This is a genomic window from Burkholderia sp. A2 (assembly GCF_001729305.1).
GTDB classification, from domain to species: Bacteria; Pseudomonadota; Gammaproteobacteria; order Burkholderiales; family Burkholderiaceae; genus Burkholderia; species Burkholderia sola.
Map to the genome: position 1 here is coordinate 479984 of NZ_LZXX01000105.1, position 21027 is coordinate 501010.

General features: G+C 69.4%; 15 protein-coding genes. 13 read left to right on the forward strand and 2 right to left on the reverse strand.

Translation table 11 applies throughout. The annotated features are described in order from the left end of the window. Nucleotides 1-16: 16 nt before the first annotated feature. Nucleotides 17-1210, reverse strand: coding sequence for a DNA-binding transcriptional regulator (locus A9Z05_RS22610; protein ID WP_069620030.1), 1194 nt, complete (start codon nucleotides 1208-1210; stop codon nucleotides 17-19). 267 nt (nucleotides 1211-1477) lie between these two features. Here A9Z05_RS22610 and xylA point away from each other — a divergent pair, with 267 nt between their 5' ends. From xylA to A9Z05_RS22675, 13 genes are all read left to right on the forward strand, one after another. Further along, entirely contained in the window at nucleotides 1478-2800 is a 1323-nt protein-coding gene (gene xylA, locus A9Z05_RS22615; RefSeq protein ID WP_069620031.1) for a xylose isomerase, read from the forward strand. Between the two features lie 4 nt (nucleotides 2801-2804). Next, nucleotides 2805-4283 carry a xylulokinase gene (gene xylB, locus A9Z05_RS22620; protein ID WP_069620032.1) on the forward strand — a complete coding sequence of 493 codons (1479 nt, stop codon included), beginning with the start codon at nucleotides 2805-2807 and terminating at the stop codon, nucleotides 4281-4283. An 87-nt stretch (nucleotides 4284-4370) separates the two neighbouring features. Continuing rightward, a complete protein-coding gene (xylF, locus tag A9Z05_RS22625) occupies nucleotides 4371-5399 on the forward strand; it encodes a D-xylose ABC transporter substrate-binding protein (RefSeq protein WP_069620033.1) in 1029 nt (342 codons plus the stop codon). Nucleotides 5400-5464: 65 nt separating this feature from the next. Next, nucleotides 5465-7024 carry a D-xylose ABC transporter ATP-binding protein gene (gene xylG, locus A9Z05_RS22630; protein ID WP_069620034.1) on the forward strand — a complete coding sequence of 520 codons (1560 nt, stop codon included), beginning with the start codon at nucleotides 5465-5467 and terminating at the stop codon, nucleotides 7022-7024. Continuing rightward, the gene (locus tag A9Z05_RS22635; RefSeq protein WP_069620035.1) at nucleotides 7021-8232 is read left to right on the forward strand and encodes a sugar ABC transporter permease; all 1212 of its coding nucleotides are present in this window, start codon (nucleotides 7021-7023) and stop codon (nucleotides 8230-8232) included. Before xylG ends, A9Z05_RS22635 begins: the two co-directional genes overlap by 4 nt. Nucleotides 8233-8269: 37 nt before the next feature. Then, on the forward strand, nucleotides 8270-8587 hold the full coding sequence (locus A9Z05_RS22640) for a hypothetical protein (RefSeq protein WP_084044391.1): 318 nt from the start codon (nucleotides 8270-8272) through the stop codon (nucleotides 8585-8587). A 422-nt stretch (nucleotides 8588-9009) separates the two neighbouring features. Beyond that, complete coding sequence (locus tag A9Z05_RS22645; RefSeq protein ID WP_371090909.1) at nucleotides 9010-11196, forward strand: LamG-like jellyroll fold domain-containing protein; 2187 nt, start codon at nucleotides 9010-9012, stop codon at nucleotides 11194-11196. A gap of 510 nt (nucleotides 11197-11706) precedes the next feature. Further along, complete coding sequence (locus A9Z05_RS22650) at nucleotides 11707-13197, forward strand: PAS domain-containing sensor histidine kinase (protein WP_069620037.1); 1491 nt, start codon at nucleotides 11707-11709, stop codon at nucleotides 13195-13197. Continuing rightward, on the forward strand, nucleotides 13179-14561 hold the full coding sequence (locus tag A9Z05_RS22655; protein WP_069620038.1) for a sigma-54 dependent transcriptional regulator: 1383 nt from the start codon (nucleotides 13179-13181) through the stop codon (nucleotides 14559-14561). The genes A9Z05_RS22650 and A9Z05_RS22655 overlap by 19 nt, the downstream gene beginning before the upstream one ends. 375 nt (nucleotides 14562-14936) lie before the next feature. Further along, nucleotides 14937-15509 (forward strand): hypothetical protein, encoded by a 573-nt coding sequence (locus A9Z05_RS22660; protein WP_256122071.1) that lies wholly within the window; start codon nucleotides 14937-14939, stop codon nucleotides 15507-15509. Between the two features lie 42 nt (nucleotides 15510-15551). Beyond that, entirely contained in the window at nucleotides 15552-16097 is a 546-nt protein-coding gene (locus A9Z05_RS22665; RefSeq protein ID WP_069620040.1) for a hypothetical protein, read from the forward strand. Between the two features lie 21 nt (nucleotides 16098-16118). Continuing rightward, nucleotides 16119-17384, forward strand: a complete 1266-nt coding sequence (locus tag A9Z05_RS22670) for an MFS transporter (protein WP_069620041.1) — start codon at nucleotides 16119-16121, stop codon at nucleotides 17382-17384. A 37-nt stretch (nucleotides 17385-17421) separates the two neighbouring features. After that, nucleotides 17422-18675: an arsenic transporter gene (locus tag A9Z05_RS22675; protein ID WP_069620042.1), complete on the forward strand. Its 1254-nt coding sequence runs from the start codon at nucleotides 17422-17424 to the stop codon at nucleotides 18673-18675. A 36-nt stretch (nucleotides 18676-18711) separates the two neighbouring features. Here the strand turns inward: A9Z05_RS22675 and A9Z05_RS22680 are convergent, their stop codons facing one another. Next, the gene (locus A9Z05_RS22680) at nucleotides 18712-20817 is read right to left on the reverse strand and encodes a TonB-dependent siderophore receptor (RefSeq protein ID WP_069620043.1); all 2106 of its coding nucleotides are present in this window, start codon (nucleotides 20815-20817) and stop codon (nucleotides 18712-18714) included. Nucleotides 20818-21027 lie beyond the last annotated feature (210 nt).

Genomic DNA, 21027 nt, shown 5'->3' on the forward strand with positions numbered 1-21027 from the left:
GAATGGGCGGCGCGCGTCAGTTCGTGGCGGCCGCGCGGTCCTGATATTCACGCGGCGTGCAGCCGAGTTCTCGCCGGAACACCGCGTACATGTATTGAAGCGACGTGAACCCGCACCGGATCGCGACTTCGGCGCTCGACGCCTGCCGGCTGGCGAGCAGCGCCTGCGCGGCCTCGAGTTTGTGACGCAGGATCTCCTGGTGCACGGTGCGCTGCAGTTCGCGCCGGAAGTGCTCCTCGAGCAGCGAGCGCGACACGCCGACATAGTCGGCGACCTGTTCGGTCTTGATGCCCTGGCACGCGTACTGGCGGATGAAATGCCGGGCGCGCATCACGTGCGGGCTCGCCAGCGGCTGGTGGCGCGTCGATTCGAGCACGTTGATGCCGACTGGCGGCACGAGAATGCGCTGCCCGGGAAAGCGCGCGCCACGCAGCATCCGGTGCAGCAGGTGCGCGGCGGTGCGGCCCATTTCCTCTGTGCCCTGGATCACCGACGACAGCGGAATGCGCGTCAGCGTGCGCGTGAGCGGATCGTTGTCGATGCCGATGATCGCGACCTGTTCCGGCACCGCGATGCCGGCGATCAGGCACGCCTGCAGCAGATGCCGCGCGCGCGCATCGGTCACGGCGATCACGCCGACCGGCTTCGGCAGCGCGTGCAGCCAGCCGATCAGTTGCTCGATCGCATGATTCCAGCCCGACGCGCTGGTCGACAGCCCGCGGTAGATCGGCGCGTCGAGCCCGTCCGCGCGCGCGAGCCGGTCGAACGCGAGCTCGCGCTGCTGCGCCCAGCGGTTTTCCTGCGCGACCGGCAGGCTGTACATCGCGAAATGCGCGAGGCCGGCCCCGATAAGGTGCGTATAGGCGAGCGACACGAGCTTCGGGTTGTCCGTCGCAATATATGGGACATCGTCCGGGTACTGCGTCGGGTCCTCGTACGACGATCCGATCGCGACGATCGGCAGCGGCGAGCCGGCGAGCGCGTCGGCGACGGCCGGGTCGTCGAAGTCCGCGATGATGCCGTCGCCGTCGAAACGCTCGATCCCGGTGAGCCGGCAGCGGAAATCGTCTTCGAGGAACAGGTCCCACACGACGCGCGTCGTGTGCAGGTACTGGCCGATGCCGCTGATGATTTCGCGGTCGTAGACCTTGTTCGCGTTGAACAGCAGCGCGATGCGGTGCGGTGTCTGGGCGGATGGGGCGCGTGTCATCTCGGTGTCGGGGCGCGCGCGTGGCGGGCGCGGTGCCGTTGTCTCCGGGGGCGCGCTCGCGGAGGCGGCGCGCGGTGTCTGGTGTACGGCGATTGTAGGACGGAACGCGCGCCGCACGCGTACGACTGGCAAGAAACATCAAGCGCGCTGCGCAATTTCGCAATTGCCGGCCGGCAGGCGCGGGGGCACGATCCAGCCAACCGAATTCGGCCGCGTGCGTCGCCGCGACGCGCGTTGCGCTGCAACAAGAACCTGCACGGAGACACCATGTCGTATTTCGAACATATTCCCGCCATTCGCTACGAAGGCCCGCAGTCGGACAATCCGCTCGCGTATCACCATTACGACCCTGAGAAGCGCGTACTCGGCAAGACGCTCGCCGAGCATCTGCGGATTGCGGTCTGCTACTGGCACACGTTCGTGTGGCCGGGTCACGACATCTTCGGGCAGCCCGCGTTCCAGCGACCGTGGCAGCAGCCGGGCGATGCGCTCGAACGCGCGCGGCAGAAGGCGGATGCGGCATTCGAGTTCTTCACGAAGCTCGGCACGCCGTTCTATACGTTCCACGACACCGACGTCGCACCGGAAGGCGACAGCCTGCGCGAATACGCGGCCAATTTCGCGCGGATGGTCGACTATCTCGGCGAGCGCCAGCAGGCGAGCGGCGTGCGGCTGTTGTGGGGCACCGCGAACCTGTTCTCGCACTCGCGCTTCGCGGCCGGCGCCGCGACGAATCCGAACCCCGACGTGTTCGCCTGGGCCGCGACCCAGGTGTGCCATGCGCTCGACGCGACCCACCGGCTCGGCGGCGAAAACTACGTGCTGTGGGGCGGACGCGAAGGCTACGAGACGCTGCTCAATACCGACCTGAAGCGCGAGCGCGACCAGTTCGCCCGCTTCCTGTCGATGGTGGTCGAGCACAAGCACCGGATCGGCTTCAAGGGCGCGCTGCTGATCGAGCCGAAGCCGCAGGAGCCGACCAAGCACCAGTACGACTACGACGTCGCGACCGTGCACGGCTTCCTCGTGCAGTACGGGCTGCAGGACGAGATCCGCGTGAACATCGAGGCGAATCACGCGACGCTCGCCGGCCATTCGTTCCATCACGAGATCGCGAACGCGTTCGCGCTCGGCGTGTTCGGCAGCGTCGACGCGAATCGCGGCGATCCGCAGAACGGCTGGGATACCGACCAGTTCCCGAACAGCGTCGAGGAGCTGACGCTCGCGTTCTACGAGATCCTGCGCCACGGCGGCTTCACGACCGGCGGGATGAACTTCGACGCGAAGGTGCGACGCCAGAGCATCGATCCGGAAGACCTGTTCTACGGCCACGTCGGCGCGATCGACGTGCTCGCGCTCGCGCTCGAACGCGCGGCGGTGCTGGTCGAGAACGACCGGCTCGACGCGCTGCGCCGGCAGCGCTACGCGCAGTGGGACGATGCATTCGGTCGCAAGATCCTGTCGGGCGGCTATACGCTGGAATCGCTGGCGGCCGACGCGCTCGCGCGCGGTGTGGATCCGCGGCATGCGAGCGGTGCGCAGGAGCGGCTGGAGAACATCGTGAACCAGGCGATCTACGGGCTGCGCTGACGCCATGTACATCGGACTCGATCTCGGCACGTCGGGCGTGAAGGCGGTGCTGCTCGACCGCGACGGCGCGGTGCGCGCGAGCGCGAGCCGCCCGCTTGCGGTGAGCCGGCCGCAGCCGCGCTGGTCCGAGCAGGCGCCGCGTGACTGGTGGGAGGCCGCTTGCGGCGCGCTCGCCGCACTGGTGGCGGATGCGCGTTCGGCCGGCATCGATCCGCGCGACATCGACGCGCTCGGGTTGACCGGCCAGATGCACGGCGCGACGCTGCTCGATGCGCATGGCGACGTGCTGCGCCCCGCGATTTTGTGGAACGACGGCCGGGCCGACGCCGAGTGCGACGAACTCGAACGGCTCGCGCCCGCGCTGCGTACGGTGGCCGGCAACATCGCGATGCCGGGCTTCACCGCGCCCAAGCTGTTGTGGGTGCGGCGCCACGAGCCCGACGTGTTCGCGCGCATCGCCTACGTGCTGCTGCCGAAGGATTATCTGCGCTACCGGCTGACCGGCGCGTTCGCGACCGATCCGTCGGATGCCGCGGGCACGCTATGGCTCGACGTCGCGAAGCGCGATTACGACGACACGCTGCTCGCCGTCTGCGGGCTGTCGCGCACGCAGATGCCCGCCGTATTCGAGGGCAACCGCGTCACCGGCACGCTGCTGCCGGCCGTCGCACGGGCGCTGGGCCTGCGCGAGATCCCGGTGGTGGCCGGCGGCGGCGACAACGCGGCCGGCGCGGTCGGCGTCGGGATCGTGCGGCCCGGTGACGCGCTGCTGTCGCTCGGCACGTCGGGCGTGTATTTCGCGGTGTCGGACGGGTTTCGCGCGAATCCCGAATCGGCGGTGCACAGCTTCTGTCATGCGCTGCCCGATACGTGGCACCTGATGTCCGTGATGCTGAACGCGGCCGGCTGCGTCGACTTCACCGCGCAGCTGGCCGGTTACGACGGCGTCGCGGCGCTGCTCGACGATGCCGAGCAGAACGCACGCGCGAGCCGCCCGTGGTTCCTGCCGTACCTGAGCGGCGAGCGCACGCCGCACAACGACGTGAACGCGAAGGGTGTGTTCTATGGGCTCACGCCGGACACGCGGCGCGCGGATCTCGCGAACGCGACGCTCGAAGGCGTCGGCTTCGCGCTGCTCGACGGCATCGACGCGCTGCATGCGGCCGGGCTCGCCCCCGACAGCATCACCGTGATCGGCGGCGGCTCGCGCAGCGCGTACTGGACGCAGATGCTCGCCGACCTGAGCGGCCGTGCGCTGACGTTGCGCGAGGGCGGCGAAGTGGGGCCGGCGCTCGGCGCCGCGCGCCTTGCGCATCTCGCGCTCGAGCCCGATGCGCGGCTCGACGACGTGTGCCCGCAGCCGCCCGTCGTCGCGGTGCGCGAGCCCGATCCCGCGCGGCACGCGTGGTATCGCGATGTGCGGCGGCCGACGTTTCGCGCGCTGTATCGTGCGCTCGAACCGGTGTTTGCGACGGGCGCTTGACACGCACGTTGCAGTGAATCGATGCGGGCGGTGCAATCCGGCGGCCGCCCGCGGTTCGTGAGTGGTTCCATAACAAGGAGTGGAGACATGAAATCCGTGACGCGTCGTACCGTATTGAGTTCGCTTGCCGGCGCCGCCGCGCTGGCGATTCTCGCGCTGGGCACGCCGCTCGCTCACGCGAGCAAGGACAAGCCCGAGATCGGCTTCTGTATCGACGACCTGCGCGTCGAGCGCTGGTCGCGCGATCGAGACTATTTCGTCGCGGCCGCGACGAAGCTCGGCGCGAAGGTGTCGGTGCAGTCGGCCGACGCGAGCGAGGCGCGGCAGATTTCGCAGATCGAGAACCTGATCTCGCGCGGCGTCGACGTGATCGTGATCGTGCCGTTCAACTCGAAGACGCTCGGCAACGTCGTCGCCGAAGCGCGCAAGGCCGGCATCAAGGTCGTGTCGTACGACCGCCTGATTCTCGACGCGGACGTCGACGCGTATATCTCGTTCGACAACGAGAAGGTCGGCGAGCTGCAGGCGCAGGGCGTGTTCGACGCGAAGCCGAAGGGCAACTATTTCCTGCTGGGCGGCGCGCCGACCGACAACAACGCGAAGATGCTGCGCGAAGGACAACTGAAGGTGCTGAAGCCCGCGATCGACCGCGGCGACATCAAGGTCGTCGGCCAGCAGTGGGTGCCCGAATGGAGCGCGTCGACCGCGCTGCGGATCGTCGAGGACGCGCTGACCGCGAACAACAACAAGATCGACGCGATCGTCGCATCGAACGACGGCACGGCCGGCGGCGCGATCCAGGCGCTCGCCGCGCAGCATCTGGCCGGCAAGGTGCCGGTGTCCGGGCAGGATGCGGATCTCGCGGCGGTCAAGCGCGTAATCGCCGGCACGCAGACGATGACCGTCTACAAGCCGCTGAAGCTGATCGCGAGCGAAGCCGCGAAGCTCGCGGTCGATCTCGCGAAGGGCGCGAAGCCAGCGTTCAACGCGCAATACGACAACGGCAAGAAGAAGGTCGACACGGTGCTGCTGCAGCCGACGCTGCTGACCAAGCGCAACGTTGACGTCGTCGTGAAGGACGGCTTCTATACCCAGGCCCAATTGGCGAGCCAGTAAACGGACGACGGACGCGACGCGCGGCCGCCGCGACGGCGGCCGCGCCTACTGCGAGGCATGAACGAATGACGGAACCCTTGCTGACGATGCGCGGCATCGTCAAGGCATTCGACGGCGTGAAGGCGCTCGACGGCATCGACCTGACCGTGCGCCCCGGCGAATGCGTCGGGCTGTGCGGCGAGAACGGCGCCGGCAAGTCGACGCTGATGAAGGTGCTGTCGGGCGTGTATCCGCACGGCACGTGGGACGGCGAAATCCGCTGGGAAGGCGCGCCGCTCGTGGCGTCCGGCGTGCGCGACACCGAGCGCGCGGGCATCGCGATCATCCATCAGGAGCTGATGCTCGTACCCGAACTGTCGGTGGCCGAGAACATCTTCCTCGGCAACGAGATCACGCTGCCGGGCGGGCGCATGCACTTCGCGGCGATGGTCCGGCGCGCGGAGGAGCTGCTGCGCGAACTGCGGATCGACACGATCAACGTCGCGCAGCCGGTGATGAACTACGGCGGCGGCCACCAGCAGCTGATCGAGATCGCGAAGGCGCTGAACAAGCAAGCGAGGCTGTTGATCCTCGACGAACCGTCGTCGTCGCTGAGCGCGTCGGAAACGCGGATCCTGCTCGACATCGTGCGCGACCTGAAGCGGCGTGGCGTGGCATGCGTCTACATCTCGCACAAGCTCGACGAAGTGGCGGCCGTGTGCGACACGGTCACCGTGATCCGCGACGGACGCCATGTCGCGACCGAGCCGATGGCCGCGCTGACCACCGACCGGATCATCGCGATGATGGTTGGCCGCGAGATCCGCGACCTGTATCCGCGCGAACCGCACGAGATCGGCGACGTCGTGCTCGACGTGCGCCACGTGACGTGCCGCGACGTGACGAACGCGCGCCGCAAGCGCGTCGACGACGTGTCGTTCAGCGTGCGGCGCGGCGAGATCGTCGGCGTGGCCGGGCTCGTCGGCGCGGGCCGCACCGAGTTGATGCAGGCGATCTTCGGCGCGTATCCGGGCGCGTGCACGGCGACCGTGACGATGAACGGCCGGCCGCTGTCGATCCGCTCGCCGGCCGACGCGATCCGCGCCGGCATCGCGATGGTGCCGGAGGACCGCAAGCGCCACGGCATCGTGCCGCAGCTCGGCGTCGGCCACAACATCACGCTGGCGGTGCTGCAGCGCTTCGCGGCGCGCGGGCGGATCGACGCGGCCGCCGAGCTCGACGCGATCCGCACCGAGATGCAGCGGCTGTCGGTGCGTGCCGCGCATCCGTTCCTGTCGATCGCGAGCCTGTCGGGCGGCAATCAGCAGAAGGCGGTGCTCGCGAAGATGCTGCTGACCGAGCCGCAGGTGCTGATCCTCGACGAACCGACGCGCGGCGTCGACGTGGGCGCGAAGGCGGAGATCTACCGGCTGATCTTCGCGCTGGCCAAGCGCGGCGTCGCGCTGATCGTCGTTTCGTCGGAGCTGCCGGAGGTGCTCGGTCTCGCCGATCGCGTGCTGGTGATCGGCGAAGGCGAGTTGCGCGGCGATTTCGTCAACCGGGACCTCACGCAGGAACAGATTCTCGGCGCCGCGCTGAAGCCCGCGCGGCTGCCCGCCGAACCCACCGCAGCGAGTGCGATATGAATTCCGAACTTTCTTCCTCGACCCCGGCCACGCCGGATACGGATGCGCGTCGTCCCGACGGGCGCGCGCCGCGGCTGGCGTTGCGCCACGTCTTCACGCGCTACAAGGTGCTCGCGCTGCTGTTCGCGGTCGTCGCGATCTGGGCGTTCTTCTCGGTGCTGACGGACGGCGCGTTCGTCACGCCGCGCAACGTATCGAACCTGCTGCGGCAAATGTCGATCACCGGCATGCTCGCGTGCGGGATGGTGTTCGTCATCATCGCGGGCGAGATCGACCTGTCGGTCGGCTCGCTGCTCGGGCTGCTCGGCGGCGTTGCCGCGATCCTCGACGTCAACCGCCACTGGCCGGTCGCGGCGACGGTCCCGGCCGTGCTCGCGCTCGGCGTGCTGATCGGGCTCTTCAACGGCTGGTGGTCGACCTATCGGCGCGTGCCGTCGTTCATCGTCGGGCTCGGCGGGATGCTCGCGTTTCGCGGCATCCTGCTTGGCGTAACCGGCGGGTCGACGATCGCACCCGTGTCGGACGGCTTCGTGTTCATCGGGCAGGGCTATCTGCCGCGCGTCGCCGGGGACGGCCTCGCGGTGCTGCTGTTCGTGGTCGCGACGCTGCTGGTGGTGCGGCAGCGCGGCACGCGCCGGCGTTACCGGCTCACGGTTGCGCCGTTGTGGCAGGACGTCGCGAAGATCGTCGGCGCGGGCGCCGTGCTGTTCGCGTTCGTCGCGACGCTCGACCGTTACGGCGGCATTCCGGTGCCCGTGCTGCTGCTGCTCGTGCTGCTCGGCGTGTTCTCGTGGATCGCGACGCAGACCGTGTTCGGCCGGCGCATCTATGCGGTGGGATCGAACCTGGAGGCGACGCGGCTGTCGGGCGTGGATACCGATCGCGTGAAGCTCGTGATCTTCGCGCTGATGGGGCTGATGTGCGCGTTCGCCGGCCTCGTCAACACGGCGCGGCTCGCGGCCGGGTCGCCGTCCGCCGGCTCGATGGGCGAACTCGACGCGATCGCCGCGTGCTTCATCGGCGGCACGTCGATGCGCGGCGGGTCGGGCACCGTCTACGGCGCGCTGATCGGCGCGCTCGTGATGGCGAGCCTCGACAACGGGATGTCGATGCTCGACGTCGACGCGTACTGGCAGATGATCGTCAAGGGCGCGGTGCTGGTGCTCGCGGTGTGGATCGACGTGGTGTCGCGGTCGAACCGGCGGTGACGCGCCGGCCGGTCGCGAGTCGACGAAGAGGCAGACCATGGAACGAGACACGATGCGCGTGCCGGATGCTTCCGTGCGGGTGGCCGGGCCGTTCGCGATGCCGGATGCCGGTTCCGTGCTGGACCTCGATGACCCGCGCGACCGCCAGGTGATCGCGGATGCACTGCGCGCGCTGCTGCGCGAGCGTTCCGAAGCGCTCGCGTTCGCGATGCGCATGGCCGACCAGTGCGGCCGGCCGCGGCCCGATGCGGCCGATTTCGCGCTGACCGACATCATTCGGCTCGCACGCGTCGTCGAGCGGATCGAGCGGGACGGCGCGTCGCAGCGCGCCGCCGTGCCCGCGGGCGGGCGCTGAACGGCGAGGCGACCCCGCGCGCCGGCCGCGGGGCGAAAGCGCCACGCGTGCCGCGCGGTCGACGTTCAACGCGGCGAATCCATCGAATCGCACGCCGATCGGGGGACGAGGATTCCTCGAGTCGCGTGTGACGTGGGCGTTTCCTTACAACGCGTAATTGACCCGCCCGGTCCTGACGCGCACCATGCGCGGTTGCCGCCGCTTCCCGCCACTGTCATCGTTTGCGTTCAGGATGGCATGACGTGTGGCGGCCGGAGCCGCCGGTGCGGGCGAAGCGGGGACGCTGCGGCAGATGCCTGACCGACGGCCCTCCGCTTCGCGGTGCCGGGACGCCCGGCGACAGCGGCACGCTTTCGATGAAGTTCGAACCCAGGGCCGCGCGCGGGCGTGTCCGCAACGACCAAGGGAGACGCATGAGCGGCATGAAACGGATGAAGGACAACGCGGGCGACGCTTCGCGACCCGAGTGGATGTCGGACGATGCGCTCTCGCGGCGCACGTTTCTCCACAGTCTGGGCGCATTGGCGATGCTCGCCTGCGGCGGGACGTTCGGCGGTGCGAGCGCCGCATTCGCCGCGGTATCGCCGGGCTCGACGGCGGCCTTCGTCCATCCGGGCCTGCTGCATACGCAGGCCGATTTCGATCGCGTCGCGCAAAAGGTGATGACGCACGCGCAGCCGTGGTTCGACGGCTGGTCGGTGCTGATCGCGAACAGCCACGCAAGCCGGTCGTGGCAGCCGCGGCCGCAGGTCGAAATCGATCGCGGCGGCAGCGGGCCGCAGAACTATGGAATCCTGTACAACGACGTCGCCGCCGCCTATGCGTGCGCGTTGCGCTGGAAGGTGACCGGCGACAAGCTGTATGCGGACACGGCCGTGCGGATCATGAACGAATGGGCGGCGACGCTGAAGCGCCTGGGCGGCGATTCGAACGTCGACCTCGCGGCCGGGCTGTACGGCTACGAGTTCGCGAATGCCGGCGAAATCATGCGCGGCTATCCGGGCTGGGCGGCGGCGGATTTCGCCGCGTTCCAGCGGATGATGCGCACCGTGTTCTACCCGATCAACACCGATTTCCTGCATCGCCACAACAATACCGAGATCACGCACTACTGGGCGAACTGGGATCTGTGCAATATCGCGTCGATCCTCGCGATCGGCGTGCTGTGCGACGACCGTCCGCTGTTCGACGAGGCGATCGACTATTTCCGCGCGGGGCCGGGCAACGGCGCGATACCGCAGGCGGTGTATTACCTGCATCCGGGCCATCTCGGCCAGTGGCAGGAGAGCGGCCGCGACCAGGGGCACAACACGCTCGGCATCGCGCTGGCCGGCGCGATCTGCGAGATGGCGTGGAACCAGGGCGTCGATCTGTACGGCCATGACAACAACCGTTTTCTTGCCGGCGCCGAATACGTCGCGAAAGCGAACCTGCGCCAATCGCCCGACGGCCCGTTCTTCGACGTGCCCTACGTGACCTACTCGAACGTGAACGTCACGCAAACGCAGTTCGCGACCGGCGGCCAGGGCGGGGTCCGGCCGTGCTGGGCGCTCGTATACAACCACTACGTGAACCGCAAGGGGCTCGCGGCGCCGTGGTCGAAACGCTTCGCGCTCGCGGCGCAGCCCGAGGGCGGCGGCGGCAACTACGGGCCGAACAGCGGCGGCTACGACCAGCTCGGCTACGGCACGCTGATGTACACGCGCGATCCGGCCGCGCCAGCGTCCGCGCCGAGCGGGCTGACCGCCCATGCGAGCGCCGGGCGCGCGGTGCTGTCGTGGTGGGGCGTGGCGAACGGCACGCACTACACCGTGAAGCGCGGCGCGGCGCCGGGCGGCCCGTACACCACCGTGGCGACCGGCATCGTCGACCCGCTGACGTGGACGGACAACCCGGCCGCGGGCACCTGGTATTACGTTGTGAGCGCAACCACATCGACCGGTGAAACGCAGCATTCCGCGGAGGTGCGCGTGGTGACCGGCCAGCAGTTGCAGATCTGGCTGCCGTTCGACGAATCGCGCGGCGTCGCCGCCGCCGATCGCAGCGGCAACGGGCACCCCGGCGCGCTGGTCGGCGGGGCGGCGTTCGCGCCCGGGCGCAACGGCAATGCGCTGTCGCTCGACGGTGCGGGCAGCCATGTCGCGCTTGCGGCGGGCGTGCTGGCCGACATCTCGGATTTCACGGTCGCGGCATGGGTGTGCGCGCGCACCGTGCGCAAGTGGTCGCGGGTGTTCGACTTCGGCGCCGGCACCGGGCGCTACATGATGCTCACGCCGCTGGCCGACACCGGCGCGCTGCGCTTCGCGATCACGGTCAACGGGCCGCACGGCGAGCGGCGCATCGATGCGAAGGCCCCGTTGCGTGCCGCGCAGTGGGCGCACGTGGCAGTCACGCTGGCGGGGACGACGGCCACGCTCTATGTCGACGGCGCAGCCGTCGGCAGCGCGACCGACGCGTTTCTCGCGCCGTGGCGGCTTGGCCCGACCGCGAACAACTGGATCGGGCGCTCGCAGTTCGCGGCCGATCCGGCCTTCGATGGCCTCGTGAGCGATTTCCGCGTGTACCACGGGGCGCTGACGGCGGCGCAAGTCGCCGCGCTTGCGCGGTAGGCCCGCCGCACGCTGCGATGGGGCGAGACGCCCGACGCCGGATTTCCGGCGTCGGGGCGCCTTTGACTCCCGTGCGATTTTCCGGTCAGGTACCTTCACGCCTGATCACGGTCGACGATCATGGCGATAGCCGGGGCCGGCCGAGCGCTTTCCGCGAATCGCTCGCGCTCGTATCGAGGGCGTCAACTGGTCAACTGGCGCGGCCCTTTCGACTTTCCCGTGGCACTGCATGCAGAGGATCTTGTCGAGCATCGAGGCCGACCCTCCCTTTCCGTCAGCGAGTCCGCGCGCCTGACGACGTGTGGACTGGCACTGGCGAGCGACGGGCACGCGTCGGGCAGCAACGGCGGGGCCCGGCGCAAGGGGTGACTGCGAACGCGTATGTCGATGGCGGCAAGGCGCCCCAGGCGCTTGCGATCGTCGGGATTCGCCACCGTGCATGGCGATCGTGACGGCTTCGCATGACATGCAATACGCTATTCTGTCGTCCTCAACCGCCAGCCCGATCCGATGAAGCGTCCGTCGTTTTCCACCCAACTCGTCATGCTCTGGGCACTCGTCGCGGCGCTGTGCGCGACGCTGGTCGCGGTCGTCTGGGTCACGGCGAGTTCCGCCGAGAGTCAGCAGGTGGCCAGCGCGAAGGCCGCCGGCGCGTCGGCATGCGAAGCAGTCGCGTCGCGTTACGGTGCGTCTTCCGCGTCGGCAGGCGCCGGGCCCGCTCCGGAGCTGATGCACGCGATCCTCGACATGGTGCTGTCCCGTGCGCCCGACATGGAGGGCGGGTTCTGGATGCCCGGCGCCGCTCCGGCGGCGAGCGGCTTTCTCGCGTACTCCTTTCCCACCTATCAGGGCAGCGGCGTCAAGCACGACGTTCCGGAAGCGGAAACGCCGCTGATTCTCCGCACGCTGCGCGCCGCGGCCGCGACGCATGCCGCGACGGCGAACGTCGTCGAAGGCGCGCAGGATGCGGTGATCGCGGCGGCCTGCCCGGTACGCGGCGGATCGGGGCTCTACGTGTGGATGCTGACGCGTGCGCGCCCGCCGCTGGGCCGGCACGGGGAATTGCTGGCCACGGGCCTCGCGGCCGTGCTCGCGGTGATTCTGGCGATCGCGGCGGTGCTGGCCGTGGCGCTGCGCCGATGGAAGCGCAATCTCGCGCGGATCGAGAGCGGGCTGGGGCCCGACGGTCGCGAGCATCAGCTGCCGTACGTCGGCGAACCCGATCTCGACCGCGTCATCGATGCGTTCAACGAGCGGGCGCGGCGCGCCGACCAGTTGCAACAGCAGGCCGACGAGCTCCGGACGCGCCTCGCGCAGGCCGAGCGCTTCGGCATGCTGGGCAAGCTGGCCGCGCAGGTCGCGCACGAAATTCGCAATCCGATGGGCGCGATGCGGCTGAAGGCTGAAAACGCACTGGCGGGCGACGGCCGGCGGCAGCAGGACGCACTGCGCGTGATCCTCGCGCAGATCGAGCGCGTCGATGCGCAATTGTCGAGCCTGCTCGCGCTGACGCAGCCGGTGCGCCCGCATGCGGCACGTGTCGACGTCGACGCGTGGCTCGCGCAGGTCGTCGACGCGCATCGCGAGCTCGCGCAGCGGCAAGCGATCGACCTGACGTTCTCGCTCGCGGGGCAGGCCGAACGGCTCGCGTGGCCGTCGGATCGTCCCGCTTTCGATCCCGACCAGATGCGGCGGGCGCTCGACAATCTGCTGCTCAACGCGCTGTACCACGCGGGCGACGGCGGTGCGGTCACGCTTGCCGCCGAACGGCGCGCGTTCGCGGGGCGCGACTGGCTGCGCATCACCGTATCGGACAGCGGCCCCGGCGTGCCGGCCGCGCAGCGCGAGCGGATTTTCGAGCCGTTCGTGACGGGCCGCGCGGACGGCACGGGTCTCGGTCTTGCCGTCGTCCGCGAAGTGGCGGCGGCGCACGGCGGGCACGCGCGCCTCGACGGGGGCGCCGCATTCGTGATTGAAATTCCATGGCAAACATCCTCATAGTCGACGACGACGCGGCCTTTCGCGACAGCCTCGCCGAAACGCTCGCCGATCTCGGTCATCGGGTCGTCGAGGCCGCAACCGGTCGCGCCGCGCTCAGCGCGCTGCGCGACGGCGGCGGCAACGGTATCGAATGCATCTTTCTGGATTTCCGCCTGCCGGATCTGGACGGGCTGGCCGTGCTCGCGCAACTGCGTGACGACCCTGCGCTGGCCGCGATTCCGGTCGTCATGCTGACGGCCCATGCGACCAGCGACAACACGATCGAAGCGATGCGGCTCGGCGCATTCGATCACCTGACGAAGCCGATCGGGCGTCGCGACATCGCGCAACTGCTCGAACGCATCGTGTCGGCGAATCAGCCGCCCGCGCTCGCGCCGTCCGACGACGGTTTCGCGGGCGAACCTTCGGCGGACCGACCGCAACTGCTGGGCGTGAGCGCCGCGATGCGCGACGTGCAAAAGCAGGTCGGCCGCGCCGCGATGAGCGACGCGACCGTGCTCGTGACCGGCGAGACGGGCACGGGCAAGGAGGTGGCGGCCCGCGTGCTGCATGCCGCATCGGCCCGGCATGCGGGGCCGTTCGTCGCCGTCAACTGCGCGGCCATCCCGGCCGACCTGCTCGAAAGCGAGTTGTTCGGGCATCGTCGCGGCGCGTTCACGGGGGCGCATGCCGATCGCGCGGGGCGGCTCGTCGAAGCCGACGGCGGGACGCTTTTTCTCGACGAGATCGGCGACATGCCCGCCGCGATGCAGGCGAAGCTGCTGCGCGCGCTGCAGGAGCGCGAGGTGATGCCGCTCGGCGCGGATCGCCCGACCGCGATCAACATTCGCGTCGTGGCTGCGACGCACCGCGACCTCGCCGCGGCCGTCGCGAACGGCACGTTCCGCGAAGATCTGTTCTATCGGCTGAACGTCATTCCGCTGCACCTGCCGCCGCTCGCGGAGCGTGTGGCCGACATCCTTCCGCTCGCCGCGCATTTCCTCGGCAGCGCGGCAGGCACGCGCGCGCTGCATCTGACGAACGACGCGCAGCGCGCGCTGCTCGATCACCGCTGGCCGGGCAACGTGCGGGAACTGCGCAACGTGATGGAGCGCGCGGCCGCGCTCGCCCCCGGGCCGGCCGTCAGCGCGGCCGATCTCGGCCTGGCCGCCGTGCCGGCGCGCGAGCCGGGCGCCGGGGCGGTGCCGGCGCACCTGCTCGACATGCCGCTGCCCGATGCGCTGGCGACGGTCGAGCGCGCGGCGATCCTGCACGCGCTCGAGCGCGCGAACGGCAATCGTGCGGAGGCCGCGAGGCAGCTCGGCATCGGCCGCCAGTCGCTCTATGCGCGCATGGCGAATCTCGGGATCGAGCGCGACGACTAGTCGCGCCGTTTCGACTGTCGGGAACGCCGACATCCGGTGAAGCGACGTGTCGGGAAATCCGACATGTTTCGCGCGCGTCGTCGTTCGGCGCATGGCAGAGCGGTGCATCGCAGGTTGGCACGGGTATTGCGGATACCGATGCATCGTAATCCATTGCCGGAGCCCGTCATGAAGCCGTACCCGTCTGTCGTTCGATCGCGGTCGTCGCGCCGTGCCGCCGTTCGCCGGTCATATCGTGCGCTTTGCGCTGCCGCACTCGTTGCCGTCGCAACGGTCAGCGCGGCGCAGGTGCCGCCCCCACCGCGTGCGGAAGACCCGGCCGGCGCCATGCCGCCGCCGCCTGCCCCGCCCGGGCCTCGCGCGCTTTTGCCTGCCGTGCCCGGCAACGCCATCGCCCCGGATGCGCTGGTTTCAGGCACGCTGTCGCGGCTGACGATCAATCCGGAAGGCGCCGTCGACGGCTTCGTGCTGACCGACGGCACGCTCGTCCGCGTGCCGCCGCATCTCGGTTCGCAACTGACGGCGCTCGTGCGGTCGGGCCAGCGCGTCACGGTAGCCGGCGAACGACGCGTCGACGATGAAATCCATGCACGCGTGATCCGCAACGACGGCACCGGCGCGTCGCTGTCCGATCAGCCGCCCGCGCCCGTCGCGCCCGTGCCGCCCATGCTGCGCGGCGTCAACCTCGCCCGCCTGAGCGTGTCCGGTGTCGTGCGTCGCGTGACGCACGCGCCGCGCGGCGAGCCGGACGGCGTGATGCTCGACAGCGGCGCGATCGTCAAGCTGACCGTTCCGGCCGCGCAGCAATTCGGCGCGTTGCTCGTCCCCGGCGAGCGCGTGGCCGCGGTCGGTTACGGCACGCGCAACGCATACGGCGAAGCGCTGCAGGCGACGGCGTTCGGCGCGCCGGGCCATGTCGTGAATCTCTACGACGATGCCGCGCGCTGATCGCGCGACGCTGTTCCTCCATCCATCGAAAGGAGTCCTGTCATGCACTGGATCGATCCCGCCTGCCTGCCCGAAACGCGCGGCCGCGTCACGCAGTTCCTGCTCAATCCGCACGGAGAAATCGACGGCCTGATCCTGAACGGCGACCTGCAGGTGCACGTACCGCCGCATCTGGACCGCGAACTGGTGCGCCATGTCGCGGTCGGCGACCGCATCCGCGTGCGGGGCGTCAAGCCGCGTCGCGCGGCGATGATCGCGGCCGTGCAACTGACCGGTCGCGGCGGCATCGACATCATCGACGCCGGCCCCGAGCACGCTGTCCCGCGGCCGCCGCGGCCGGCTCGGCAACCGATGGAATTGAGCGGAGAAGTCGCGTTCGGGCTGCATGGACCGAAAGGCGAGCTGAACGGCGCGTTGTTGACGAGCGGTGTCGCGCTGCGGTTGCCGTCGCATGCCGCGGAAGCATTGCACGACTACCTGCAGGCCGGCATCCATGTGCAGGCGTGGGGGCACGGCGTCGTCACGCCGCACGGCACGACGCTCGACGTGACCGACATTGCCGAGCTCGTCGATGCGGATGCCGAATGACCGTGCGACGGTGAGACGCCCATGAGACCGGCACGCGCGCTCGAGGCGCTCAACTTCTTCCTGGCCGACGTGCAGGCCGGCATCGGCCCGTTCATCGGCGTCATCCTGCTGTCGCGAGGCTGGGGCGCCGATGCAATCGGCTCGGTCATGACGCTGGCCGGGCTCGCCGCGATGGCCGCGACGCCGTTGGCCGGCGCGCTCGTCGATGCGGTGCGCGTGAAGCGGGCGCTGATCGTCGTGGCGACCGCGGCGACGGCGCTTGCGTCGCTGGCGATGATGTTCGTCCACAGCTATCCGGCGGTGGCGGCGTCGCAGATCCTGGCGGCGGTCAGCGGCGCGGTGCTGGCGCCGGCCGCCGCGGGCGTGACGCTCGGCATCGTGCGTCGGCAGGGTTTCGACCGGCAGTTCGGGCGCAACCAGATGGCGAACCACGCCGGCAACGTCGCCGGTGCGGCGCTCGCCGGGTGGCTCGGCTGGCACGTCGGATTCGACGCGGTGTTCGCGCTCGTCGGCGTGTTCACGGTCCTGGCGATCGTGAGCACGCTGGCGATTCCCGGGCACGCGATCGATCATGCGTGCGCACGTGGTCTCGATCCTGCCGGCACCGCGCCGAAAACGGATGCGACGCATCCCGATACGTTCACCGCGGCGTCGACGTCGCGCGTCGGCGGCCTGCGCACGCTCGCCGAGAACCGGCCGCTGGTGCTGCTCGGTGGGTCGCTCGCGCTGTTTCATCTCGGCAACGCCGCGATGCTGCCGCTCTACGGGATGGGCGTCGTCGTCACGCATCGCAGCAACGCGAGCGCGTTCACCGCACAGACGATCGTCATCGCGCAGTGCGTGATGATCGTGGCCGCGTGGCTCGCGCCCCGGCTGATTCGATCGCACGGCTACTGGCGGGTGCTGTTGTTCTCGTACCTCGTGCTGCCGGTGCGCGGGCTGGTCGCCGCGGCGTGGATGAGCGAAGCGGGCGTATGGCCGGTGCAGGTGCTCGACGGCATCGGCGCCGGACTGCAAAGCGTGGTCGTGCCCGCGCTCGTGGTTCGCCTGCTGCATGGCTCCGGCCGCGTGAATGCCGGGCAGGGCGCGGTCGCGACCGCGCAGGGTATCGGCGCGGCGCTCAGCCCGGTGCTGGGCGGCGTGCTCGCGCAGCACTTCGGCTATCCGGCCGCGTTCGTCGTGCTGGGCGCCGTGTCGACGGGCTCGCTCGCGCTATGGCTCGGCCATGCGCGGTCGCTGAGCAGCGTGTGCGGCAAGCCCGCCGATCTATCGGCGACATCGTCGTGACGGCGATGTCGATTCCCATGCCTCCGTCCACTTGCCCATGAATCCTGTTTCGCTTGCCTGGCTGATTTCCGCGCTCGCCACCGCGGGCGTCATCACGCGCCCATTCGGCTGGCCCGAGGCCACGTGGGCCGTGAGCGGCGCGCTGCTGCTGGTCGTGTTGAACCTGTTGCCCGTCGCCCAGGCGCTGGATGCCGTCGCGAAAGGCGGCGACGTCTATCTCTTTCTGACGGGCATGATGCTGCTGTCCGAGGCGGCCCGTCGCGAGGGGCTGTTCGACTGGGTCGCGACGCACGTCGTCAATCTCGCGCAGGGCTCGCCGCGGCGGTTGTTCGCGCTGATCTACGGGGTCGGCGTCGTCACCACGGTGTTCCTGTCGAACGATGCGACCGCCGTCGTGCTGACGCCCGCGATCCTCGCCGCCGCGCGCCGTGCGAAGGCCGATCCGATGCCGCTGCTGTTCAGCTGTGCGCTCGTCGCCAATGCCGCGAGTTTCGTGCTGCCGATTTCGAATCCGGCGAACCTGGTGCTGTACGGCGCGCACATGCCGCCGCTCGGCGTATGGGTCGCGCACTTCGCGGCGCCGTCCGTCGCGTCGATCGCGTGCACGTTCGTCATGCTGCGGATCGTGCAGCGACGTGCGCTCTCCGGGCGTTGCGCGTCCGGGCTGCCGGTGCAGCCGCTGACGGGCGGCGGACGCATCGCGTTGGCAGGCATCGCCGCAACGGCCGTCGCGCTGATGGCGGTGTCGGTCGCCGATCGCCCGCTCGGGTTGCCGACCGCGCTGGCGGGCGTCGTCACGGTCGCATGCGTGGTGATGCGGGATCGCGCGGCGGGCGTGCCGATCGTTCGCGCGATTTCGTGGAGCGTGCTGCCGCTCGTCGCGGGCTTGTTCGTCGTCGTCGAGACGCTCGACCGGATCGGCGCGGTGCGCGCGCTGGCGGGCCTGCTGCAGATGCTGATGCAAGGCGGCGAGCACGTCGCCGCGGCCGTGGCCGGCGTCGCGGTCGCGCTGGGGTCGAACGCGGTCAACAATCTGCCCGCCGGGCTGATCGCGAGCTCGACTATCCACGCCGCGCACAGCCCGCAAACGGTGGTCGATGCGATTCTGATCGGCGTGGATCTCGGTCCGAACCTGTCGATCACCGGATCGCTCGCGACGATTCTGTGGCTGGCGGCGATCCGGCGCGAAGGGCTGCAGGTCGGGTTCCGCGCATTCCTCGCGGTCGGCGCGTGCGTGATGCCGCCGGCGTTGCTGCTCGCGCTGGGCGCGCGGTTCGTGGTCGGCGGCTGACGCGCGATGCGCGTCGCGTCAGTCGTCCCGGCCGGCCTAGAACGAATAGGCGAGCGACGCGAACAGGCTGCGCGGCGCGCCCGGCGTGACCCACAAGCTGTTGTACGAGCTGACGTAGGTGGTGCGATTGAACAGGTTGTTCAGCACGACCGACGCACGCAGGTGCTTGTTGACCTGAACGTAGCCGTTCAGCTGCACGGTCGCGTAGGCCGGCAGTTCGAAGCCGTCCTGCGTGTTGGCCGTGTTGCCGGCGCGGCGCCCGACGTAGATCACGCCGGCGCCGGCGCCTGCCTTGTCCGCGAACGGCAGGGTCGTCTCGTACATCAGCAACGCGCTGCCGCTCAGACGCGGTACGTCGACGAGGCGTGAGCCGGGCGCGAGCACGGTATCGCGCGTGACCTCGGCGTCGACGTACGCGAAGTTGGCGATGCCGCGCAGGCCGTGCCCGAGATCGCCGCTCCATTCGAATTCGACGCCGCGGCTGCGCACTTCGCCGGCCGCGCGCGAGAAGCCGGCATTCGCCGGATCGGCGGTGAGCACGTTGCGCTTGGTCACGTAGAACGCCGAGACGGTCGTGAGCGAGCGCGCACCCGCCCATTTCGCGCCGGCTTCGTAGCCGTGGCCCTTTTCGGGATCGAATGCGTTGCCGCCGACGTCGGCGCCGTTGTTCGGTCGGAACGAATACGCGGTGTTCGCATAGAGCGACCACGTGGGGCTCATTTCATACACGACGCCGATACGCGGGCTCACCGCGGTCTGCAACTGGCTCGTCGTCACGCCCTTCAGACGGTTGTCGATCGACTGATGGAAGCGGTCCCAGCGCAGCCCGGCCAGAATCTTCCAGTGCGGCCCGAACGCGAGCGTGTCCTGCGCGTAGACGCCTTGTCCGTTATCGCGTTCGAGCAGGTTGGTCGCGGTGCGCGGCGTCGGCGCGGGCTGGCCGTAGACAGGATCGAAGATGTCGATCGCGTACGGCGCCGCGGCGCTCGGCGTGGAGCGCGCGACGAACTGGTCGTAGTTGAAGCGGTACGCATCGACGCCCATCACGAGCGTATGGCCGATGCCGCCCGTGCGGAACGTGCCGGTGGTTTCGAGGCGGCCTTGCAAATCGTTCGAGTGAAACGCGACTTGCCGGTAGCGGCGCCACAGCGTGCGGCCGTCCGGCTGCAATGCGAAGGCCTCGGACGAGCGCCCCGACAGGTCGGTGTTGCGTTGCGCGACGCCGGCATTGATCGACCAGCTTGAATCGAAGCGATGCTCGAGCGTGAACTGATGGCCCGTGTTGCGCACGTCGTAGTCGCCATCGCGCGGCTCGCCGAGAAAGCGCGACGCGGGGATCGCGCCAAGCTGGCCGTTGACCGCCAGCACGCCGCGATCGAGCGGCGCACGCTGACGCGCGCTCTCGAATTCGTAGTGCAGTGTCGTGTCCGCGCCGATGTCCCACGTGAACGACGGCGAGAACAGGTAGCGTTTGCTCGACACCGTGTCGCGAAAGCTGCCGTTGTTCTCGTTCATCGCGACGAAGCGGTACGCGAGCGATTTCGTGACGGGGCCGGTCGAATCGAGGGTCTGGCGCAGTGCGCCGTAGCTGCCGGCCGACACGCCGATGGTGTTCGCGCGTGCGAACTGCGGCTGCTTCGTCGTATAGCTAATGATCCCGCCCGGATCGCCGCGGCCATACAGCGCGGACGCCGGCCCCTTGAGCACTTCCATGCGCTCGAGGTTGACGGTGTCGCGCGGCACGCTCATCCCGCGATTCCACGAGAAGCCGTTGACCAGGTAGTCGGTGCCGGACGTGTTGCCGTCGCCGGCGAAGCCGCGCACCGCGTAGTTGTCCCACAGGCCGCCGAAGTTGTTCTGGCGCGAGACGCCTGCGACCCAGTCGTAAAGATCGTCGCCGCGGGTGGCGGACACGGTCTGGATCAGCTTCGTATCGACGCTGCTGACCGCGAACGGAATCTCCATCACGTCCGCCTCGCTGCGCGTCGCGCTCGTCGATTCGCGCGCGCGGAACGGCGCCGTCGCGCGTTGCGCGGACACCTCGATCGTGGGCAGCGACGTCTCCTGCGCGTCGGCCGCGCCCATGCCGGTCGTGCCGACGACGATGGCCATCGGTGCGGCCGCCCAGTTCCTCCTGCTCATACATCTCCTCTTTGTGTCGTTCGCGTTCGGGCACGGTGGGCGGCCTCGCGCCGACATCTGTGTTCCAAACAGTACATTTGCGCGGCAATTTAATGCAAATGAGAGGCATTTGCAATCGTAATTTTGAGAAAGGATGCGGGAAGGGAAACGGTGCGCGGCGCGGCCGCGGCCGATCTGGCGTGGGCGTTTCGTGAAATTCCGAATTGTGGG

Coding starts and splice junctions, on each gene's coding strand:
- A9Z05_RS22610 (WP_069620030.1), bottom strand. CDS start 1,210: ATGACACGCGCCCCATCCGCCCAGACACCGCACCGCATCGCGCTGCTG.
- xylA (WP_069620031.1), top strand. CDS start 1,478: ATGTCGTATTTCGAACATATTCCCGCCATTCGCTACGAAGGCCCGCAG.
- xylB (WP_069620032.1), top strand. CDS start 2,805: ATGTACATCGGACTCGATCTCGGCACGTCGGGCGTGAAGGCGGTGCTG.
- xylF (WP_069620033.1), top strand. CDS start 4,371: ATGAAATCCGTGACGCGTCGTACCGTATTGAGTTCGCTTGCCGGCGCC.
- xylG (WP_069620034.1), top strand. CDS start 5,465: ATGACGGAACCCTTGCTGACGATGCGCGGCATCGTCAAGGCATTCGAC.
- A9Z05_RS22635 (WP_069620035.1), top strand. CDS start 7,021: ATGAATTCCGAACTTTCTTCCTCGACCCCGGCCACGCCGGATACGGAT.
- A9Z05_RS22640 (WP_084044391.1), top strand. CDS start 8,270: ATGGAACGAGACACGATGCGCGTGCCGGATGCTTCCGTGCGGGTGGCC.
- A9Z05_RS22645 (WP_371090909.1), top strand. CDS start 9,010: ATGAAACGGATGAAGGACAACGCGGGCGACGCTTCGCGACCCGAGTGG.
- A9Z05_RS22650 (WP_069620037.1), top strand. CDS start 11,707: ATGAAGCGTCCGTCGTTTTCCACCCAACTCGTCATGCTCTGGGCACTC.
- A9Z05_RS22655 (WP_069620038.1), top strand. CDS start 13,179: ATGGCAAACATCCTCATAGTCGACGACGACGCGGCCTTTCGCGACAGC.
- A9Z05_RS22665 (WP_069620040.1), top strand. CDS start 15,552: ATGCACTGGATCGATCCCGCCTGCCTGCCCGAAACGCGCGGCCGCGTC.
- A9Z05_RS22670 (WP_069620041.1), top strand. CDS start 16,119: ATGAGACCGGCACGCGCGCTCGAGGCGCTCAACTTCTTCCTGGCCGAC.
- A9Z05_RS22675 (WP_069620042.1), top strand. CDS start 17,422: ATGAATCCTGTTTCGCTTGCCTGGCTGATTTCCGCGCTCGCCACCGCG.
- A9Z05_RS22680 (WP_069620043.1), bottom strand. CDS start 20,817: ATGAGCAGGAGGAACTGGGCGGCCGCACCGATGGCCATCGTCGTCGGC.